Source organism: Paenibacillus amylolyticus, from assembly GCF_001570725.1.
Lineage (GTDB): Bacteria > Bacillota > Bacilli > Paenibacillales > Paenibacillaceae > Paenibacillus > Paenibacillus amylolyticus_A.
The window spans coordinates 1-17,860 of record NZ_BCNV01000004.1 but is presented as its reverse complement, the minus strand read 5'-3'; the positions used below and the strand labels follow the sequence as shown (position 1 = coordinate 17,860).

The 17,860-nt window shown below is 45.6% G+C and carries 14 protein-coding genes, 11 tRNA genes and 1 rRNA gene; 4 read left to right on the top strand and 22 right to left on the bottom strand.

Features of this window, described 5'->3' with window-relative positions; translation table 11 throughout:
- Window positions 1-4 precede the first annotated feature (4 nt).
- The gene (locus PAHA3_RS19225; RefSeq protein WP_062836352.1) at window positions 5-1,201 is read right to left on the bottom strand and encodes an MFS transporter; all 1,197 of its coding nucleotides are present in this window, start codon (window positions 1,199-1,201) and stop codon (window positions 5-7) included.
- 151 nt (window positions 1,202-1,352) lie between these two features.
- On the opposite strand from PAHA3_RS19225, the gene PAHA3_RS19220 reads away from it, so the two are divergent.
- Window positions 1,353-2,252 (top strand): LysR family transcriptional regulator, encoded by a 900-nt coding sequence (locus PAHA3_RS19220; protein ID WP_235599508.1) that lies wholly within the window; start codon window positions 1,353-1,355, stop codon window positions 2,250-2,252.
- A gap of 22 nt (window positions 2,253-2,274) precedes the next feature.
- Window positions 2,275-2,949 carry a VOC family protein gene (locus PAHA3_RS19215; protein WP_062836350.1) on the top strand — a complete coding sequence of 225 codons (675 nt, stop codon included), beginning with the start codon at window positions 2,275-2,277 and terminating at the stop codon, window positions 2,947-2,949.
- A gap of 42 nt (window positions 2,950-2,991) precedes the next feature.
- Here the strand turns inward: PAHA3_RS19215 and PAHA3_RS19210 are convergent, their stop codons facing one another.
- Complete coding sequence (locus tag PAHA3_RS19210; protein ID WP_062836349.1) at window positions 2,992-3,357, bottom strand: MerR family transcriptional regulator; 366 nt, start codon at window positions 3,355-3,357, stop codon at window positions 2,992-2,994.
- Between the two features lie 128 nt (window positions 3,358-3,485).
- Here PAHA3_RS19210 and PAHA3_RS19205 point away from each other — a divergent pair, with 128 nt between their 5' ends.
- The gene (locus tag PAHA3_RS19205; protein ID WP_062836348.1) at window positions 3,486-4,136 is read left to right on the top strand and encodes a nitroreductase family protein; all 651 of its coding nucleotides are present in this window, start codon (window positions 3,486-3,488) and stop codon (window positions 4,134-4,136) included.
- Between the two features lie 439 nt (window positions 4,137-4,575).
- On the opposite strand, the gene glmS is transcribed toward PAHA3_RS19205, so the two are convergent.
- The 8 genes from glmS to ppc all read right to left on the bottom strand — a co-directional run bounded on the left by glmS (window position 4,576) and on the right by ppc (window position 15,502).
- A complete protein-coding gene (gene glmS, locus PAHA3_RS19200; RefSeq protein WP_062836347.1) occupies window positions 4,576-6,408 on the bottom strand; it encodes a glutamine--fructose-6-phosphate transaminase (isomerizing) in 1,833 nt (610 codons plus the stop codon).
- A 245-nt stretch (window positions 6,409-6,653) separates the two neighbouring features.
- On the bottom strand, window positions 6,654-6,854 hold the full coding sequence (locus tag PAHA3_RS19195; protein ID WP_062836346.1) for a hypothetical protein: 201 nt from the start codon (window positions 6,852-6,854) through the stop codon (window positions 6,654-6,656).
- Between the two features lie 220 nt (window positions 6,855-7,074).
- Window positions 7,075-8,415: a phosphoglucosamine mutase gene (glmM, locus tag PAHA3_RS19190; RefSeq protein ID WP_062836345.1), complete on the bottom strand. Its 1,341-nt coding sequence runs from the start codon at window positions 8,413-8,415 to the stop codon at window positions 7,075-7,077.
- Window positions 8,416-8,487: 72 nt separating this feature from the next.
- A complete protein-coding gene (locus tag PAHA3_RS19185) occupies window positions 8,488-9,981 on the bottom strand; it encodes a CdaR family protein (protein WP_062836344.1) in 1,494 nt (497 codons plus the stop codon).
- Window positions 9,974-10,810, bottom strand: coding sequence for a diadenylate cyclase CdaA (gene cdaA / locus PAHA3_RS19180; RefSeq protein WP_017692119.1), 837 nt, complete (start codon window positions 10,808-10,810; stop codon window positions 9,974-9,976). The genes PAHA3_RS19185 and cdaA overlap by 8 nt, the downstream gene beginning before the upstream one ends.
- A 314-nt stretch (window positions 10,811-11,124) precedes the next feature.
- Window positions 11,125-11,739: a zf-HC2 domain-containing protein gene (locus PAHA3_RS19175; protein WP_062836343.1), complete on the bottom strand. Its 615-nt coding sequence runs from the start codon at window positions 11,737-11,739 to the stop codon at window positions 11,125-11,127.
- A 136-nt stretch (window positions 11,740-11,875) separates the two neighbouring features.
- On the bottom strand, window positions 11,876-12,442 hold the full coding sequence (gene sigW, locus PAHA3_RS19170) for an RNA polymerase sigma factor SigW (protein ID WP_017692117.1): 567 nt from the start codon (window positions 12,440-12,442) through the stop codon (window positions 11,876-11,878).
- A 267-nt stretch (window positions 12,443-12,709) separates the two neighbouring features.
- Complete coding sequence (gene ppc, locus PAHA3_RS19165; RefSeq protein WP_062836342.1) at window positions 12,710-15,502, bottom strand: phosphoenolpyruvate carboxylase; 2,793 nt, start codon at window positions 15,500-15,502, stop codon at window positions 12,710-12,712.
- Window positions 15,503-16,082: 580 nt separating this feature from the next.
- On the opposite strand from ppc, the gene PAHA3_RS19160 reads away from it, so the two are divergent.
- Window positions 16,083-16,415: a WGxxGxxG family protein gene (locus PAHA3_RS19160; RefSeq protein WP_235599507.1), complete on the top strand. Its 333-nt coding sequence runs from the start codon at window positions 16,083-16,085 to the stop codon at window positions 16,413-16,415.
- A gap of 213 nt (window positions 16,416-16,628) precedes the next feature.
- Here the strand turns inward: PAHA3_RS19160 and PAHA3_RS19155 are convergent.
- From PAHA3_RS19155 to rrf, 12 genes are all read right to left on the bottom strand, one after another.
- Window positions 16,629-16,699: transfer RNA gene (locus PAHA3_RS19155), tRNA-Gly, on the bottom strand.
- Window positions 16,700-16,711: 12 nt separating this feature from the next.
- Window positions 16,712-16,785 (bottom strand) — tRNA-Pro (locus tag PAHA3_RS19150).
- Window positions 16,786-16,800: 15 nt separating this feature from the next.
- Window positions 16,801-16,877 (bottom strand) — tRNA-Arg (locus PAHA3_RS19145).
- A gap of 7 nt (window positions 16,878-16,884) precedes the next feature.
- A tRNA-Gly gene (locus PAHA3_RS19140) sits at window positions 16,885-16,959 on the bottom strand.
- Between the two features lie 10 nt (window positions 16,960-16,969).
- Window positions 16,970-17,050: transfer RNA gene (locus PAHA3_RS19135), tRNA-Leu, on the bottom strand.
- A gap of 6 nt (window positions 17,051-17,056) precedes the next feature.
- Window positions 17,057-17,132: transfer RNA gene (locus tag PAHA3_RS19130), tRNA-Lys, on the bottom strand.
- A 9-nt stretch (window positions 17,133-17,141) separates the two neighbouring features.
- Window positions 17,142-17,216: transfer RNA gene (locus tag PAHA3_RS19125), tRNA-Gln, on the bottom strand.
- 12 nt (window positions 17,217-17,228) lie between these two features.
- A tRNA-Val gene (locus PAHA3_RS19120) sits at window positions 17,229-17,304 on the bottom strand.
- Window positions 17,305-17,311: 7 nt separating this feature from the next.
- Window positions 17,312-17,383, bottom strand: a tRNA-Glu gene (locus PAHA3_RS19115).
- Window positions 17,384-17,393: 10 nt separating this feature from the next.
- Window positions 17,394-17,466: transfer RNA gene (locus tag PAHA3_RS19110), tRNA-Thr, on the bottom strand.
- A 3-nt stretch (window positions 17,467-17,469) separates the two neighbouring features.
- Window positions 17,470-17,545, bottom strand: a tRNA-Asn gene (locus PAHA3_RS19105).
- Window positions 17,546-17,629: 84 nt separating this feature from the next.
- Window positions 17,630-17,746: ribosomal RNA gene (gene rrf, locus PAHA3_RS19100) — 5S ribosomal RNA — on the bottom strand.
- Window positions 17,747-17,860: the final 114 nt, after the last annotated feature.

Below are 17,860 nucleotides of genomic sequence, written 5' to 3'. Positions count from 1 at the left end.
TACTTTACATGCCTTTGAACTCCTGTTCATGGTCAACTACTTTTAATTTTTTCTTATTACCAATAGCGAATTGAACGATAATCTGCAGTACGATGATGATAGCCAAACCATAGAATGCTTGCACGAAGCTGCCTGTCAGATCGTGGAGCCAACCAATCGCAAGCGGCCCCAGTGCTCCCAAGATATAGCCACCGGATTGAGTCATAGCAGACCAGCTACTAGCTTCCTGTGCATTGCTTGTCTCATCGATCGGCAACATCAGTGCAATCGGGAACAGTCCACCTGCACCAATACCGAGCGGGATCGCCGCGAGCCACGGGCTGACAGAGAGATTCAGCATCAGGACACCTATCAACTCTAACGATGCACATCCGACAAGCCAGAATACACGTCTTTGGTACCGGTGTACAAGCATGGGAATGAATAACGTTGAGGGCAGCGATATCAATGTAAATAACGTTTGGATGTTGCCAGCAGTCTCTTGGCTATATCCATGGCTTTGAATCGCTGGTGCTAGCCAAGCGGTTAGTGAATAGAAGATCGCTGCCATCAGCCCGAAGAACAATGTCAGCACCCATGCTCGCCTGTTCTTCACCGGAAGTGATGCATGAATGACAGCTGAAGTTTGTCCAGATTGTCGCTCTGTGCGCGCAGACCAAGCTAATTTCAACCAGATCGGTAATGCAATAACTGCGAGTAATGCCCATGTGGCTAAAGACCCTCTCCAAGATCCACCCAGCGTATGCTGGAGCGGAACCGATAATCCCACACTAATGCTGGCCCCCATCACCATTGCTGTAGAGTAGATGCCTACCATGGCTGCCACTCGGTTAGGAAAATACTGCTTAATGAAGCTGGACAACAGCGGACCTGTGAGTGCAATACCTACACCCGACAGAAAAGAAGTGAACATCATTAACGGCGTTGCACCTACGAATAATCGTAGTCCCGTTCCTAACCCAATAAGGATTAAAGCCAGCACAATGGCACCTTCGTTCCCCCACCTTCTACTTAGTCTTACGGAGAACGGAGCGAATATGCCCATACATAATACAGGTAGTGTCGTTAACAGACTGGCGGTCATACCACTCAAACCCAGATCATGCTGTATGGTGCTCATTAGCGGAGAAATGGATGTAATGGGTGGTCTCAAGTTCAGTGAAGCCAGGATAAGCGCCAAGACAATATAAAAAAGTTTCATTATGGATCACCTCATGGTAGTAGTATTCTTGCCTTCACCAAAGATCTTATTGGGCCGCGAAAGGATCTTGGGTTGGTACATTGACTAAGTATAGATTCAATATAATGATTGAACAATACTATTGTTTCTATTAAAATGATTACTAAAACCAATGATTGAAGGTGAATTCATGGAGATTCGTCAGATGGAGAACTTTATTACAGTGTGCGAGGAGCTTCATTTTACTCGGGCAGCTGAGAAACTTGGCATATCTCAACCTACGTTGAGTCAACAAATACGTGGGTTGGAGGATGAACTTGGTGTTCCTTTATTTGACCGTGTTGGCAAAAAGATCGTGATGACTCAGGCAGGGTCTCTGTTTCTGGAGCACTGTGTACAGATGATCCGGCATTTACAGAATACCCAAGATGCGCTAGCTGAATTCCGCAATGATCAGAGAGGTCGATTAGTCGTTGGTGTTCTTCCATCCGATTTGGATTATCGTCTCACTCCACTGCTCGTTGATTTTCATGCCCGATTCCCCAAAGTGCAATTGAAGGTGATCTCTTCGATCTATGTCGTGAATCAAGTGTTGGAAAATGAAGTCGACATCGGCATTGAGATCACCTCTGCCCCTGATGATCGGCTTGTACGCATTCCTTTGTGCAGCGAAGAGTATGTACTGGTCGTTTCCGAGAATCATGATTGGGCAGAACGAGGTACGATTGGAATCCAGGAACTGCGTGATATCCAAACGGTGATGTTCCCCGAAGGATTTACAGGCAGAGAATTGGTCGACAGCTATTGCCGTAAATATGGATTCACCCTAAATACCATCATGGAAACCAGCTCGGCGACCTCTATCATTAGCCTGGTCAAAGCCAACGTCGGAGGAACACTGCTGCCTTATCCTCTGATCCAAGCTATGAATGAACCCACGCTACGTTGCATTCGAATTACAGACGATCCGCCATACCGACACTTTGAGATCATCCATCGGTCCGACCGTTACCTGACACAATCAGCTAAAGCATTTATTGAGAAGACAATCGAGTATTTCAATCAAAGGTAAGTTTAAAAGGAGAGGTATTGAAATGAAAATAAAAGAAGTTGGATTGTTGGCACATCAGATCGAGGCCATAAAGGAGTTTTACGGTACACTATTGGAGTTGGATGTTGTGGAGGATAATCCTACTTTCGTTTCATTTCATGCGGGAGACTCGGTCCTTTCATTCAAGAAGGCTCCAGAACAGGAGAAGCCTTACTATCATGTAGCGTTTACGATTCCAACAAATAAACTTGCTGATGCGAAGAGGTGGGCCCAAGACCGTAACATTCCGTTGCTTTCCAAAGATGGACAGGATGAATTCTATTTCCCCTACTGGGATGCAACAGCCTTCTACTTCTATGATCCAAACGGCAACTTGATGGAATTCATTGCTCACCACTCACTCGATAATGCAGTCGAGGAAGCTTTTGAAGCGAATCATCTGTTATGCATAAGTGAAATCGGCCTGCCTGTCGATGATGTTCCTGAGATGATGAGCACATTGAATGGGCATTATCGACTTGAACCCTTTGCTGGAGACGGAAAGAAATTCTCTCCCACGGGTAACGCAGAAGGCATGTTTATTGTCATTGATAAACAGATGCCCTGGTTCCCAGACGGGCGCATGCCAGGTGTATTTGCTACTGAGGTTAAGGTGAAAACTGGGCAGCCCGGCAGTCTAAGTATACAGGACGGTCTGTACTCTATTGTTTCGATTTGAGGTAAGACCGTACTGAATGAAATCCTCAGGAGGACGTCCGGCTCAATACTTACCGAAACCATCCTCACACGTGATATCCGATTTAAGAATTTCGTACAGATTTTGTTTGGAATGCTCTAATTGTTTTTGTGCTTCTTCAATTTCTGATATTTTTGCTTGGATAATGCTTGCTTGATCTTTACTTGAAAACCCGTCTTTAGAGATCATGGACTGGATCTCATGAATCGAAAAGCCTACGGCTACACATTGTTTGACCACTTCCAGATGCTGAATAATGCTCTCCGCATATATTCGATAGTTGTTATGATCTCTTAGCATATGTTCATCCGGGATAATACCTATTTTCTCGTAGTAACGAATCGTGGATATCGGAAGGTTTACATGGTTCGCTACTTCACTAATTTTCATATGGATTTCCCCCGTATCTTCTTCTTGCTATAAAGTATACTTCATAGTTTACAATCCTCATAGTGAGACAGATGGAGATATAACCTATACCCACTCTCACCAATATAGATATGAGGAGAGATATCGATATGAATACAATTACCGGCAAATTCAACAAAACAAATGATTTTGATACCATCGTTTTGGAGCGCCATTCCGTTAAAGCCTACGACCCTGAAGTGAAAATCAGTCGCGAGGAGATGACCGAAATATTAGCGAAAGCTTCACGTGCTCCTTCGGCCATTAACATGCAACCTTGGCGTTTTCTTGTTATCGACAGTGCTGAAGGCAAAGAGAAGCTTGCACCACTGGCCTCTTTTAACCAGACACAGGCACTAACGTCTTCGGCTGTCATTGCCGTCTTTTACGATGCTGACAACGTTGAATACATGGAAGAGATTTTCAGCAAATCAGTCGAACTTGGGTATATGCCACAAGACATCATGGATATGCAGATGCAGCAGGTGAAACCTTACTATGCGAACATAAACGCATCCGAACTGCGTGATATGAACCTCATTGACTCAGGCCTCATATCCATGCAACTCATGCTCGTTGCCCGTGCTCATGGCTATGATACGAACCCTATGGCCGGCTATGACAAAGACCAGATTGCTGAAGTTTTCGGCTTGGATAAAGAACGGTTCCAGCCCGTGATGTTAATCTCCATAGGGAAAGCAGCCAAAGAAGGGTATCCTTCCTATCGTCTCCCGGTTGAAACGATTACGACTTGGGCGTAACCAATAGTATATTTCGAAACAAATATGACAATGGATAACGCTATTTATGAGCATCATTTTCATACTCATTGCAAATTATCCTGTTGCTCATAGGCATACCGTTAAAAACTGATCTTGTGGAGAGTCATTAAGCTGTATTATCTCTGGATTAAGAATATAAGTTCATATAACAACTATTATTGTATATTATTCTTGAGACATAGATATACTCCCTGTGCGTCCCTATAACATCAGAGAATTTATCCTATAGCCTCGGCTATCAGTCATAGGATTTCATAAATGTGCCCTCTCTCCTACTGATTTCGAAATAAGAACCTTAGCGATAGAATCATAATGGATAGGCTAACAATGGATAGGTCATAACAAAAAGGGTCCTAATGACAAATGTCATCAGGACCCTTTTTAATATACTTAAATGTTATAAGAATTTAACAATCTGTTACTCAACCGTTACGCTTTTCGCCAGGTTACGTGGTTTATCCACATCGTGACCCAGTGCCAGGGAAGCGTAGTATGCCAGCAATTGCAGCGCAACTACAGACAGAGCCGGGCTCAAGAGTGGCAACGTCTTAGGAATGGCAAACGCTTGGTCTACGGATTTCAGCAATGGTGCTACGTGCTCTTCGTACGTAATTGCCAGTACATCCGCGCCACGTGCTTTCACTTCCTTAATGTTGCTCACTGTTTTCTCAAGTACGTTCTCCTGCGTTGCCAGGGCAATAACAGGGATACCTTCTTCGATCAATGCAAGCGTACCGTGTTTCAACTCACCCGCAGCATACGCTTCGGAGTGAATGTAAGAGATCTCTTTCAACTTCAAAGATCCTTCTTGAGCTACTGCATAGTCAAGACCACGACCGATGAAGAAGAGATGTTCATGTTTGGAGATTTGCTCTGCATATCCTTTGATTGCTTCCGCTTGCTCCAACATGGATTCCACTTGCTCAGGCAATGCTTGCATCGCTGCCAGCGTGTGTTCAATCTCTTCTGCAGATTGAGTACCACGAACTTGTGCAAGGTACAGACCAAGCAAGTTGAACGCAATCAACTGCGAAGTATACGCTTTGGTAGAAGCTACTGCAATTTCAGGACCTGCCAATGTTGCGATAACATCATCTGCATCACGTGCAATGGAGCTACCCACTACGTTTGTGATTGCCAGTACATGTGCGCCATTGGATTGTGCTTCACGCAATGCAGCAAGCGTATCGGCAGTTTCACCGGATTGGCTCACTACGATTACGAGTGTATCTTTGTGCACGATTGGGGAACGGTAACGGTACTCGGAAGCCACATCTGTTTCAACCGGAATACGCACCAATTGCTCAATCACTGTACGTCCAACCAGACCTGCATGGTACGCTGTACCACATGCAATGATTTGAACGTTACGGATATTTTTAATTTGTTCTTCAGTCATTTTCAACTCAGGAAGTTGAACTTTTTTACCTTCATTATCGATGCGACCCAGCATTGTATCACGATATGCTTTTGGTTGCTCATGAATTTCTTTCAGCATGAAGTGCTCGAATCCGCCTTTTTCTGCGGTTACAGCATCCCAATCGACACGAATCATTTCCCGAGAAATAAAGTTGCCTTCAATCGTCATCAATTCGACAGCATCATGTGTCAATACAGCCATTTCACCATCATTCAGAATGTACACGTTACGTGTATGTTCCAGAATTGCCGGAATGTCGGAACCAATGAAGTTCTCGCCTTCACCAATACCAATAATCAATGGGCTTGCTTGACGCACAGCTACGAGTTTCTCAGGCTCATGCTCTGTCAATACACCCAGTGCGAATGCACCACGCAACAACGTGATTACTTTTTGCACTGTTTTAACGATATCACCGTTGTATTCACGTGCGATCAGGTGAGAGATAACCTCAGTATCTGTCTCGGAAGTGAACGTGTGACCTTGAGCCATCAATTCATCCTTCAGATCAAGGTAGTTCTCAATAATACCGTTATGCACAACAGAGAACTTCTGGCTTCCATCCGTGTGTGGATGAGAGTTCTCATCCGATGGTTTACCATGAGTTGCCCAACGTGTGTGTCCGATTCCGGCATTACCTACCAGTGGTGCACCATCCAGCTTGGCTTCAAGATTCGCAAGACGACCCAGAGCTTTCGTGATTTGCAGACCTTCCGGTGTGAATACTGCGATACCTGCAGAATCATAACCACGATACTCGAGTTTCTTCAAACCTTCGACCAATACCGATTGAGTGTTCTTATTACCAATATATCCAACAATACCGCACATAATTTATTTCCTCCGTTTGTATATGAATACTGTGTCACGAAGAGAAACAGGCAGAGGCGGCATATCGGAAAAATGAGTGATTGCCTAACGTTTCATGAATACTTGTTACCTATTCAATTATCAATGATCAGAGCGACCTCGTGTCGCCCCGCAGTCATCATAAGCTGTTATGAATGCAATCATGAATGTACATCATTTTCCCGTCCGCGTACTGTTTACGCTCTTCACGCACATTCATTTGAATTTTAGTTTAACTCTTGCACCTGCACCGGCGCGTTGTGTGGACAGTCACCCATCCATTTTCCGCAATCCGGTTTACGGCTCTGGTGCTTCACCGGGAGGTCCCCGCCGAACAATCCGAACACCTCCACCTCGTCAGCTTGATTGCCGTTGATGTTAATCAGCTTTCCTTCAACCAACCTCGAAGAAATCCTGATCAACATCATCCCGCGCAACTCCAAGCTCTGGCGCTTGTGTAACTGTAACCTTACGTTCCTCACTTTCTGTGTCTGAATGACGACTCCACTCATTATATGCACGTCAGGTCCATTTTGCAATGGAGCAAAGTACCTGTGACAATTTCAGCATATTTACCCACAATCCCGACCGGATAAACGGACCTATGGTCTCATCAGGCCGGGACGCAGGAATATTCAAGAATAAGTCCTATACCAGTTCTTTTTGCACTACATCTGCGATTTGGGACACAAATTGTTCAAGTTCGTCTTTGTCTGGTCCTTCCGCCATAACACGGATCAGGGATTCAGTACCTGAAGCACGAACGAGCACGCGTCCATTATCGCCGAGTTGTTGTTCTACTGTAGCAATAGCTTGCTCAATTGCTGAATTTCCCTCGTATTTGCTCTTATCTTCAACACGCACATTCACCAATACTTGTGGGTACTGGGTCATCAGCGCTTTAAGTTCACTCAGTTTTTTACCGGAAGCTTTAAGCGTATCCACGAGTTGAATCGCAGTTAGCATACCGTCACCAGTTGTATTGTAATCCAGGAAAATAACATGGCCAGACTGCTCTCCGCCCAGGTTGTAACCGCCGCGACGCATTTCCTCCATCACATAACGGTCACCTACAGCCGTTTTAGCTGTTTTCAGTGCAAGTTTCTCCGTTGCTTTGTAGAACCCGATGTTACTCATAACGGTCGATACAACTGTACTATCTTTCAGTTTTCCTGCACGATTCATCGCATCACCACAAATACACAGAATGAAGTCTCCATCCACCTCAGCGCCTGTCTCATCAATAGCAATCAGACGATCCGCATCCCCGTCAAAAGCAAGACCCAGATCTGCTCCATGTTTGAGCACTTCTTGTTTCAGGTTCTCTGGATGAGTTGATCCACATTGCTCATTGATATTCAGGCCGTTAGGCTCAGCGCCAATGGCAATGACTTCTGCACCAAGTTCACTGAACAACTTCGGTGCCAGCTCATAAGCTGCCCCGTTTGCACAGTCCAAAACAATTTTAAGACCAGAGAACGACTCATTTACTGTTGTTTTCAGGAAATCGAGGTAACGATAACGGGATTCTTCATCCGTCGTTACGGTACCCAGGCCGCCACCAACTGGCCGTGGCAATTGATCTGTCTCCGCATCCATCAGTTCTTCAATCCGGTTCTCTGTTTCATCAGACAGCTTGAAACCATCTCCGCCAAAGAACTTGATTCCGTTATCCTCAACCGGATTGTGGGAAGCCGAGATCATCACGCCCGCGTCAGCTTTCAACAAACGTGAAATATAAGCCACTCCCGGAGTGGATACAACGCCCAGACGAATCACATCAGCGCCAATGGACAACAGACCTGCAACCAGTGCGGATTCCAACATCAATCCCGAGATACGAGTATCCATGCCGATAACCACTTTCGGTCTTTCCACACCACCTGCAAGCACGTAACCACCACAACGTCCAATGCTGTAAGCCAGTTCTGCCGTTAACTCTTTATTGGCAACCCCTCTTACTCCGTCTGTACCAAAATATTTCCCCATGATTTAACTCCTTCTATTCGCATCATATACGAGCACTATTATTATTTTTTAAGAATTTTAAAATTAGATCGTTTACGGATTTGAGCCACTTTTACTGCCAGTACCACTGTTATTGTTATTTAAATTTCCACGATTGGTGGTACTCCCCTGTTGGCCCTGATCCTGATTATCCGTATTCGATTCCGTTTCTTCTTCATCAGGAGCAGTCTCTGTTTCCCCATTTTCGACTTCGGCTGGTGTAGGGTCAGGTGCTACCGTTCCCTCGTCCGTCGGTTCTTCGCCAGGAGTGGTCGTTGTGTCTTCAGCTTTTTCGCTAATTTTGACCGTCGCACTCAAAGCAGTGGATGATTCATCCAGCTTGGCAAAACGGGGCAGATCGGCTTCAAGCTTGATCTCATGCGTTCCGACCGCAAGGCCAGCAAGATCCCCGGTCAACGTGAGATCATCACTACTCAGTCCCTCAAGCATGCTTGCTGAGCCTGTAAGTGTGAGGTTCAGACCGCCACTTCGAGGCGTAACCAGCGTACCTTCCAGTCCATTCCCCGCACCTGTAAGCGTAATGGGGACGTTCGGAAAGACTTTGGTCGTCTCCTCTGCCTCGTCAAATGGTGATATGGTTACCTTAATCTGAATCGAACTAGGCTCGATTTTCTCAAAACCGGAAGGCGGCGTCAAGTCCACGTTAACTGTCGACGTACCCGACTGATCAAACTGCGTCAGATCAAGGGTTACTTGGTCGTAGGACTGTATACCCGCAAGCGCATCCTCTGATCCATAAACCGAGACTTCTTTCACGCTTGGCTCTACCGTGGAGAGTACCAGGCCTTCCGGAAGCTGTCCCGAATATTTGATTCTTAAGGGTACAGATGTATAGGGCTGATTGACCGGAACTCGGACTTCAACCGTTTGAGGCGTTATAATCGCATTTTCAAGGACCTTGCCTTCAGCATCGTATGCCTGAAGCTTCACTTTTTTCTGTATAACATCTTCCTTGGCATCTTTCACGCTCACACTGCCCTGGACCTTCGCTACAGCCTCAAGCTGCCCTTCGGGCAGAGTTACCTTAACCGGAGCTGAAGGTTCAATTACGGGCGTTCCAGCACTGTATCCGGCGGATGGTTCCCCTTCGGGTACAATATTCACATTGAAGGATTTGGTGCCCAATTTTTCTACATTCACCGTAACCATGGAAGGTTCCATGCTGACCACTTCTACCCCTGAAGGCAGATCAGGTACCAGCGGCAGTGTATTGGACCCATCTTTCACCTGACTCAGATCGACCAGTACCTTGTAATCATCATTGGTAAAAATCGATGTTAGCATTGAGCGCTGTCCTTTGATCTCCAGCCGGACCTCATCCGTACTTAATGAAGTAAGCACATAGCTGTTGCTGTCTAATCCATAAGGTTGAACAGGCACCGTACGTTCCACAACCTTGTTGGTTGTGCCTGTCGTAATCGTAGGAGTGGTCGGTACTTCATCCAGATGAATCATGAACCAGAGCAGCAGGCTCACCGCAAGCGCAAGTATTTTGGCAAAGTTATTATTGTTAAACCACTTATCCATTGTTACGTCCTCCCTTCCGTTTCCAGAAGGTTGTCCAGCCATTCTTTTTCAGATTGGATGTAGGACGCAACTCCTCATACAGTTTGGCAATCAGTGATTCTTCCTTAATATCACGAACGACCTGTCCATTCATTGCCAGTGATACTTGTCCTGTCTCCTCGGAGACAACCAAACAAATCGCATCTGCAACTTCGGTAATCCCGATAGCTGCACGGTGGCGTGTTCCTAATTCCTTACTGATAAACGGATTTTCTGATAATGGCAAATAACAGGCTGCCGCCGAAATCTGTTTTCCCTGTATAATGACGGCTCCATCATGGAGCGGTGTATTTGGAATGAAAATGTTAATCATCAGCTCCGAGCTGACCAGAGAGTGCATCTTAATGCCCGATTCCGTGTAATCGTTCAGACCCGTTTCACGTTCAAATACGACCAATGCGCCAATTTTACGCCGTGACAAATAATTAACAGACTTAATAATCTCACCAATTAACACCGTTAATTCTTCATCACTCGCTGCCGCTGAACGTCCAAACAGCTTACCGCGCCCCAATTGCTCCAGACCACGGCGCAGTTCCGGCTGAAAGATAATGAACACCGCAACGACACCAAACGTAAACATCTGGTTCATCAGCCACTTGAGCGTATACAGGTTTAGCCACGTACTTAATGCCCAGATCAGCACAAGGAACAGAATGCCCTTTAGGAGTTGAACCGCACGCGTACCCCGCACAAGCAAAATCAGTTTGTACATAATATAGGTAACGATCAATATATCGATAACGTCCTTAATGGACTCTGTCCACGTTAAGTCAGCAAAATAATTCATAAGCCAGCCCCCGCTATCCCCATTGATGAGTGAACCCTGATCTCATATTAACCCATTAGGATTTTAAATAATCCTTTATCTTCGCATTTTTGCATCATTGGATTCCTGCAAAATGCTTATCTATATGTAGTAGTATGTTCTCTTTAGTATCTAGGTTATAACGTTAACGTTCAGGTTGCAAGTTACGGCAGTCTCAAACTGCACATAAACATCACATTTACCATGAATTACAAAGTTTACGTATAAAAAAAGAGTACCCCATGCAATCTGGAGGTACCCTGCTTGGTATATACCATTGAAGATTTTACCCTGTTCTAGCGATAAGCCACTTCATTTACCATATTGGTTATTTTGTACCAGAACCAGTCCAGCGCCTGATCAATACTTTTCACCTGACCTGAAATATGCGCCGTTGAAGCCTGAAACAGTTGTCCGTCGATAACCGTCAGATTGCCGTTCACATCACCATATACTTGTGCGGTTCCATTTTCTATCGTAAGATCGCCAGCAATTGACTTACCTTCAGGAACAATAACCGTGTTACCCTGAATCACGATCTGGTCCAAATTATTTCCCTTGACGACCATTTCGTTGTTCTGATTCCAGAAATTCAAGGCGCTAAAGAGCATCACGACCAAAAAGAAGGCTGCCGCCGTCAGCGCGGGATGTCCTTTGACCCATTTGAGCCATGCTTGCTGTCTCTTGGGCTGGGGCAGAGCATTCATAATTCGATTGGTCAGCTCATCAGAGGCAGACGGTGAATAGTGTTTCATGGCAAAGAGTAGCATTTCCGTCTGTTCCAACTCTTTAAAGCGCATGCGACAATCCGGACAGGTCACAAGGTGACTTTTCAGTTCAACCTTCTGGGCCGGGGACAACGACTCATCCAAACATTCATGCATTAAAGAGACGGCCGAGTTGCAATCCATATGAGAGCCAATCCTTTCTTAAATCACTTAGTCTATGAGCCATTAAAAAGCACGCATAAGACTTGCATACATTACATACGCATCCGTTTCGGATATGTTTCAATTAATTTCGCCCATATTTAAAGGCGTTTAACATTTATAACTTATACTCCAATTTTTTACGTAGAAAATCACGGCCCCGATGTACACGTGTCTTAATCGTTGTTACGGGCATACCTGTGACGTCACTGATTTCCTGTAGCGACAAGTCCTGTAAATATCTCAGAATCATAACGGACTTATACTTGGCTGGCAAACTGTCAATGGCCTCACGAATGAGTGTCTGCGTTTCTGACAGGAGCGCTTCACTCTCCGGTGTACGATCATCACTCGGGAGCATCGCATAACCATCAGATCCTTCCTGATCATTCAGTTCAGCATCCAAAGAGTATGAAGGTTTCTTTCTACGCAGTCGGTCAATACACAGATTGGTCGCGATCCGGTAGATCCAGGTTGAGAACTTCTGGTTCGGATCGTACTTCTCCATATTACGAAACACACGTAAAAACGTCTCCTGCACAACGTCTTCGGCTTCATGACGATTGTTCAGCATCCGGTATGCCAAATGAAATAGCTTGTCCTTATATAGTTCAACGATTTCTGCGAAGGCTCTCTGGTCGCCCTTGAGCACCAGTTTAACAAGCCTGTTCTCCAAATTGTCCACCCTTATTCCCCCAGACATGCTGATGGGTCTTCCGTCTTCTGATACCCGTCCACACTTGTAATTCACCAATCAAATCGTAAATCAACTTTGGTCAAAAATCAAGACTGTATGACAAATATCCGCCAAAAACAGTAAAAACGGGAACTCCCGAAGGAGTCCCGTTTCATCTCTCACTCCGTAGAGCAGAGAATGGAGCTTTTTAGTTAACAAAGTAATGCGTACTTTGTTACATATGAATCATTCATATGCATCAGTTCAGTTCAATAATCAACCTGTATTACGAAGTCCTGCAGCAATGCCGTTGATAGTCAACAACACTTCTCTAAGCAGCTCCGTATCATCCTCACCACGTTCACGCATATCTCTAAGCTCGCTCAGAAGTTGAACCTGCATGTAGGACAACGGATCCACATAAGGGTTGCGAAGTCGAATGGATTCTTGAATAACCGGTACATCATCCAGAATTTCAGCTTCTCCGGTAATTTTCAGAATCAGCTCTTTTGTGATCTTGAATTCGGCTTCGATCTGACCGTAGATGCGATCACGGGCTTCCTTGTTCGAAGTCATTGCTGAATATTCTTTGGCAATCACGAGGTCTGCTTTGGCTACGGCCATCTGAACCGTATCAATCAGCGTGCGGAAGAATGGGAAGCTTGCATACATTTCTTTCAGGACAACCAGATTTTCCTCTTTATCCTGATAGTAACTTTGCAGCCCTGTTCCTGCCGCATACCATGCCGGAAGCAGATAACGACTTTGCGTCCATGCAAATACCCAAGGAATTGCTCTCAGATCTTCAAACTTGTCGCTACCCTTCCGCTTGGACGGACGTGAACCAATATTCAGTTCACCCACCTCTGGAAGCGGTGTGGATTCCTTGAAGAATGTAAAGAAGTCTGGATCACGGAAAATCAAATCCTGATATTTCGTCAGAGATACTTCCGAAATCTCTTTGATGATGCTATCCCAATGACGCTCAGATTCTGATTCTTGCGGCTCAAGACCATTCAGTGCTGCTGTAATCAAAGCAGATGTTGCCTGCTCCAGACTACGGTACGCAATCCCCTGAAGGGAGTAACGGGAAGAAATAACCTCTCCCTGCTCTGTAATCTTGATGCCTCCACCAATGGTATGTGGTGGTTGAGCAAGAATACTGCGGTTGAGTGGCATGCCACCACGCCCTAGAGCCCCGCCACGTCCATGGAAGAACTTCAGCTTAACGCCGTGTTCATTACCTACAGCCGTGATCGCATTCATTGCTACGCGCAGTTCCCAGTTGGCTGTAACCACTCCGCCATCCTTGTTACTGTCTGAATAACCAAGCATGATTTCATGCAGTTCGTTCCGTCCTCTTACGCTTGCGCGGTATACAGGAAGATGGAACAGCTTCTCCATAATGTCCGAAGCCGCATGTAAATCATCAATCGTTTCAAACAGCGGTACCGCTTGAAGTGTAGATACAACCTCACCGTTGTGACCTTTGGTGAATAAGCCCACTTCCTTCGCGAATACCATAACCTCCAGCAAATCACTTGCGCCCTGCGTCATACTGATCAGGTAACTTGTGATACAGCCGGTCCCAAATTCGTTCTGGGCACGCTTAATGGTACGGAAGACATCCAGACACTCTTTGGTTCCTTCCGTGTATTGGTGGTAAGGAGAAGTAAGCGGACGCGGATCATCCAGCAAACGAGCAAGCAGATCGATTTTACCGTCCTCTGTCAGACGTGCATAATCTTCTACAATGTTCATTTTCGCCAAAATCTCTGACATCGCATTTTCATGTTCCTTACTGTGCTGACGCACATCCAATGCCGCGGTATGGAAACCAAACAACTCGACTTGACGAATCATTTTGCGGATAGTCGTATCCGCTACGTAATCGGCAAAATGATGGCGCAGACTTCGATCAATGATCATCAGATCATCAATCAAATCCTGAGCGCTATCATAACGGTCAGGCTGACCTAATTTGTTCTCATCCAGTACATTGTTCAGCTTGGCAATCATATAGGCCAATTTGATGCGGTATGGCTCTTTTTCATTCCGCCAGATATCCACTTTTTTCAATGTAACATAATTGCGGTCCTGCTCAATCGACTGCACCAGCTCATCCGATACATGGATGATGTTCGTGCTGAAGCTGAGATGGCCCATAAGTTCAATCATAATCCGTTGGTACTCACGCAAAGCGAGCTTGCGCTGCATCAACAGTGTCTGCCATGTTACATCTGAAGTTACCGAAGGATTTCCATCCCGGTCTCCACCGATCCAGGAACCGAACCGCAAATACGTCGGCACATGCCAGTCATGGTCAGGATAAAATTTGTTCAGGCAGCGTTCCAGCTCCTGATATACATCCGGAAGTACGTGGAACAACGTTTCATGAAAGTAATACATGCCGTTCCGCACTTCATCGAGTACAGTCGGTTTGCGGTCGCGAAGTTCATCCGTCTGCCAGAGGGTAATAACCTCATTCAACAGTTTCTCTCGCAACTGTTCACGTTCACGCAACGTCAGCGTAGGATTATCGAGTAGCATGACATCTTCGGATATCCGTTTGTGGATGTCCAGAATAACCCGGCGCATGGCTTCGGTTGGGTGAGCTGTCATAACGAGTTCCAGCGACAGATCGTCAAGAATCTCTTCCACCTCTGTATGAGACAATCCACGTTCCTTAAGATCCTGTACTGCTTTCTCAATCGATCCTGGCTGCACAGCGTCCCCTGCAGAACGTTCATAATCCCGTTTACGCCGGATCCGATGGTTTTGTTCAGCAATATTAACTAATTGAAAATAAATAGCGAAAGCCCGAATAACCTGATGACGATTGTCCGAGTCTAATTCCTGGATCATCGTTTTGAACTCTGCATAGAGTTCTGGCAAAAATTCTGCACGTAACGATTTGCTCGTTTCCCGAATCTTCTCAACGATATCTAGAAGCTCCGTGCCGCCTTGATGGACAAGAACTTCCCCGAGTATATTGCCCAGGAACCGCACGTCTCGCCGAAGCAGGTTGTTGGATTGGCTTTTGCTGGCGGTTACCATAGTTTCAGTCATGCTTATCCTCCCATCTGATCGTTCCATTCGTACACGTAAATTTGACACCTTCATAACATCATACAATAAAATGGTACGAAAATCTTTATTTTTCTACTAGAAAAAATGGGGATTATCCCCGATTTACAGCACAAAAACACGCTTTTTTATTCATTTTCTTGTTCTGCTTCAATTAATGATCATATGCTGTCGCATGATACCTTTTTCACGTACTTTACATAACTCAAAAATCTCATACCTATACTTAAAAATTCATAATTATACAGTTCTTTTAGATATGATCCCATGTACCTGATTGTAAGGTTAAACAGCATAATGTCATTGTTTGAGTACAGATGATATACAAAGAAACATGACCGGCAAAGCAAGCTTTTGTATACTTTACCACAGTGACGCAATAAATTAAAGATGTAATTATAAATTTTCTTCCTACTACAGTCTGCTTATTAGGCGAGTTTCTTATGTACTTTGTTAATCCACTGTAGTCAAGGGATATCTTAACAGACCATTTCTACATATTGTCCATGTCTCCTTGGGCAGATTAATTTATAGCTCTAACCAAAAAGGAGGATCTCAAATGATGAAAAAAGCTACAACAATGATTGCTTCCGTGCTTCTGGTAGCGGCGATAGCTGGTCCTGCTGCTGCTGATGGTCATATGACCAAAGGAGAGGATACAACCGGCTCACGTGTCCAGTCTTATCAGAACACCAACTACCTGGATCGCACAAACACCAACATGAACATGGATGGAAACTACCGCAACAATGGTGACTACCGTACCAACAGTGTTCGTGCTAACGCCACGACAACCAACCGTGACAACGGTATGGATTGGGGCTGGCTCGGTTTGCTGGGACTGCTGGGTTTAGCTGGCATGCGTAGAAGAGTTACTGATCATAACGAACGTTAAACTGCGGTCACGTTTACGTAACAATGGCTACTGTGTCTTAGAAGCGTCTCATTCACAGAGGTAAACAGAAGAGCCAAGACCTCCCTATTTGGATTGCAAAGGGGTCTTGGCTCTTTTTTAAGTAATCCTGTACTGTGCTCTACATAAAAATATCTGTTAGTCTGTGTAAAAATAAAAAAGCCTCTGCATCTGCATAGGCTTCTTCATTATGTAAGCGGGTGATGGGAATCGAACCCACGCTATTAGCTTGGAAGGCTAAAGTTCTACCATTGAACTACACCCGCATAAGCATAAAATCGGGATGACACGATTTGAACATGCGACCCCCTGGTCCCAAACCAGGTGCTCTACCAAGCTGAGCTACATCCCGATACTAAAAAAATAATGGCGCGCCCTGAGAGATTCGAACTCCCGGCCTTTTGATTCGTAGTCAAACGCTCTATCCAGCTGAGCTAAGGGCGCAAAATATTGGAGCGGAAGACGGGAATCGAACCCGCGACCCTCGCCTTGGCAAGGCGATGCTCTACCGCTGAGCCACTTCCGCAAATAAGGGATGCGCGTGGAGGGACTTGAACCCCCACGTCAAAGACGCTAGATCCTAAGTCTAGTGCGTCTGCCAATTCCGCCACACGCGCATATAATGGTGAGTCATGAAGGGCTCGAACCTTCGACACCCTGATTAAAAGTCAGGTGCTCTACCAACTGAGCTAATGACTCATAATAAAATGGCTGGGGATATAGGATTTGAACCTATGCATGACGGAGTCAAAGTCCGTTGCCTTACCGCTTGGCTAATCCCCATTAAAAATTAGATGGTGGAGGCTGAGGGGATCGAACCCCCGACCCTCTGCTTGTAAGGCAGATGCTCTCCCAGCTGAGCTAAGCCTCCATCTATATGACCCGTAGGGGATTCGAACCCCTGTTACCTCCGTGAAAGGGAGGTGTCTTAACCCCTTGACCAACGGGCCCCATTTTCAAAGCTCTCAACCGGGATCGAACCGGTGACCTCATCCTTACCATGGATGCACTCTACCTACTGAGCTATGAGAGCAAATGGCTCCCCGAACAGGGCTCGAACCTGTGACAACTCGATTAACAGTCGAGTGCTCTACCAACTGAGCTATCAGGGAATAATATGCATTTGCAGTGCAAATGCAATTCATCGTACAACGTCAACATGCAGAGCCTGTTTTCTATGTATGATGAAAGAGTTCGCTTGGCGGCATCCTACTCTCCCAGGACCCTGCGGTCCAAGTACCATCGGCGCTAGAGGGCTTAACGGTCGTGTTCGGGATGGGTACGTGTGGAACCCCTCCGCCATCGCCACCAAACGCGGTGCTTACATTTCAGAGTGTTGTTCTCTGAAAACTAGATTCGAAACAAAACTTACGCAATCAGAACTTGCATATTTGGATAAGCCCTCGACCGATTAGTACTGGTCAGCT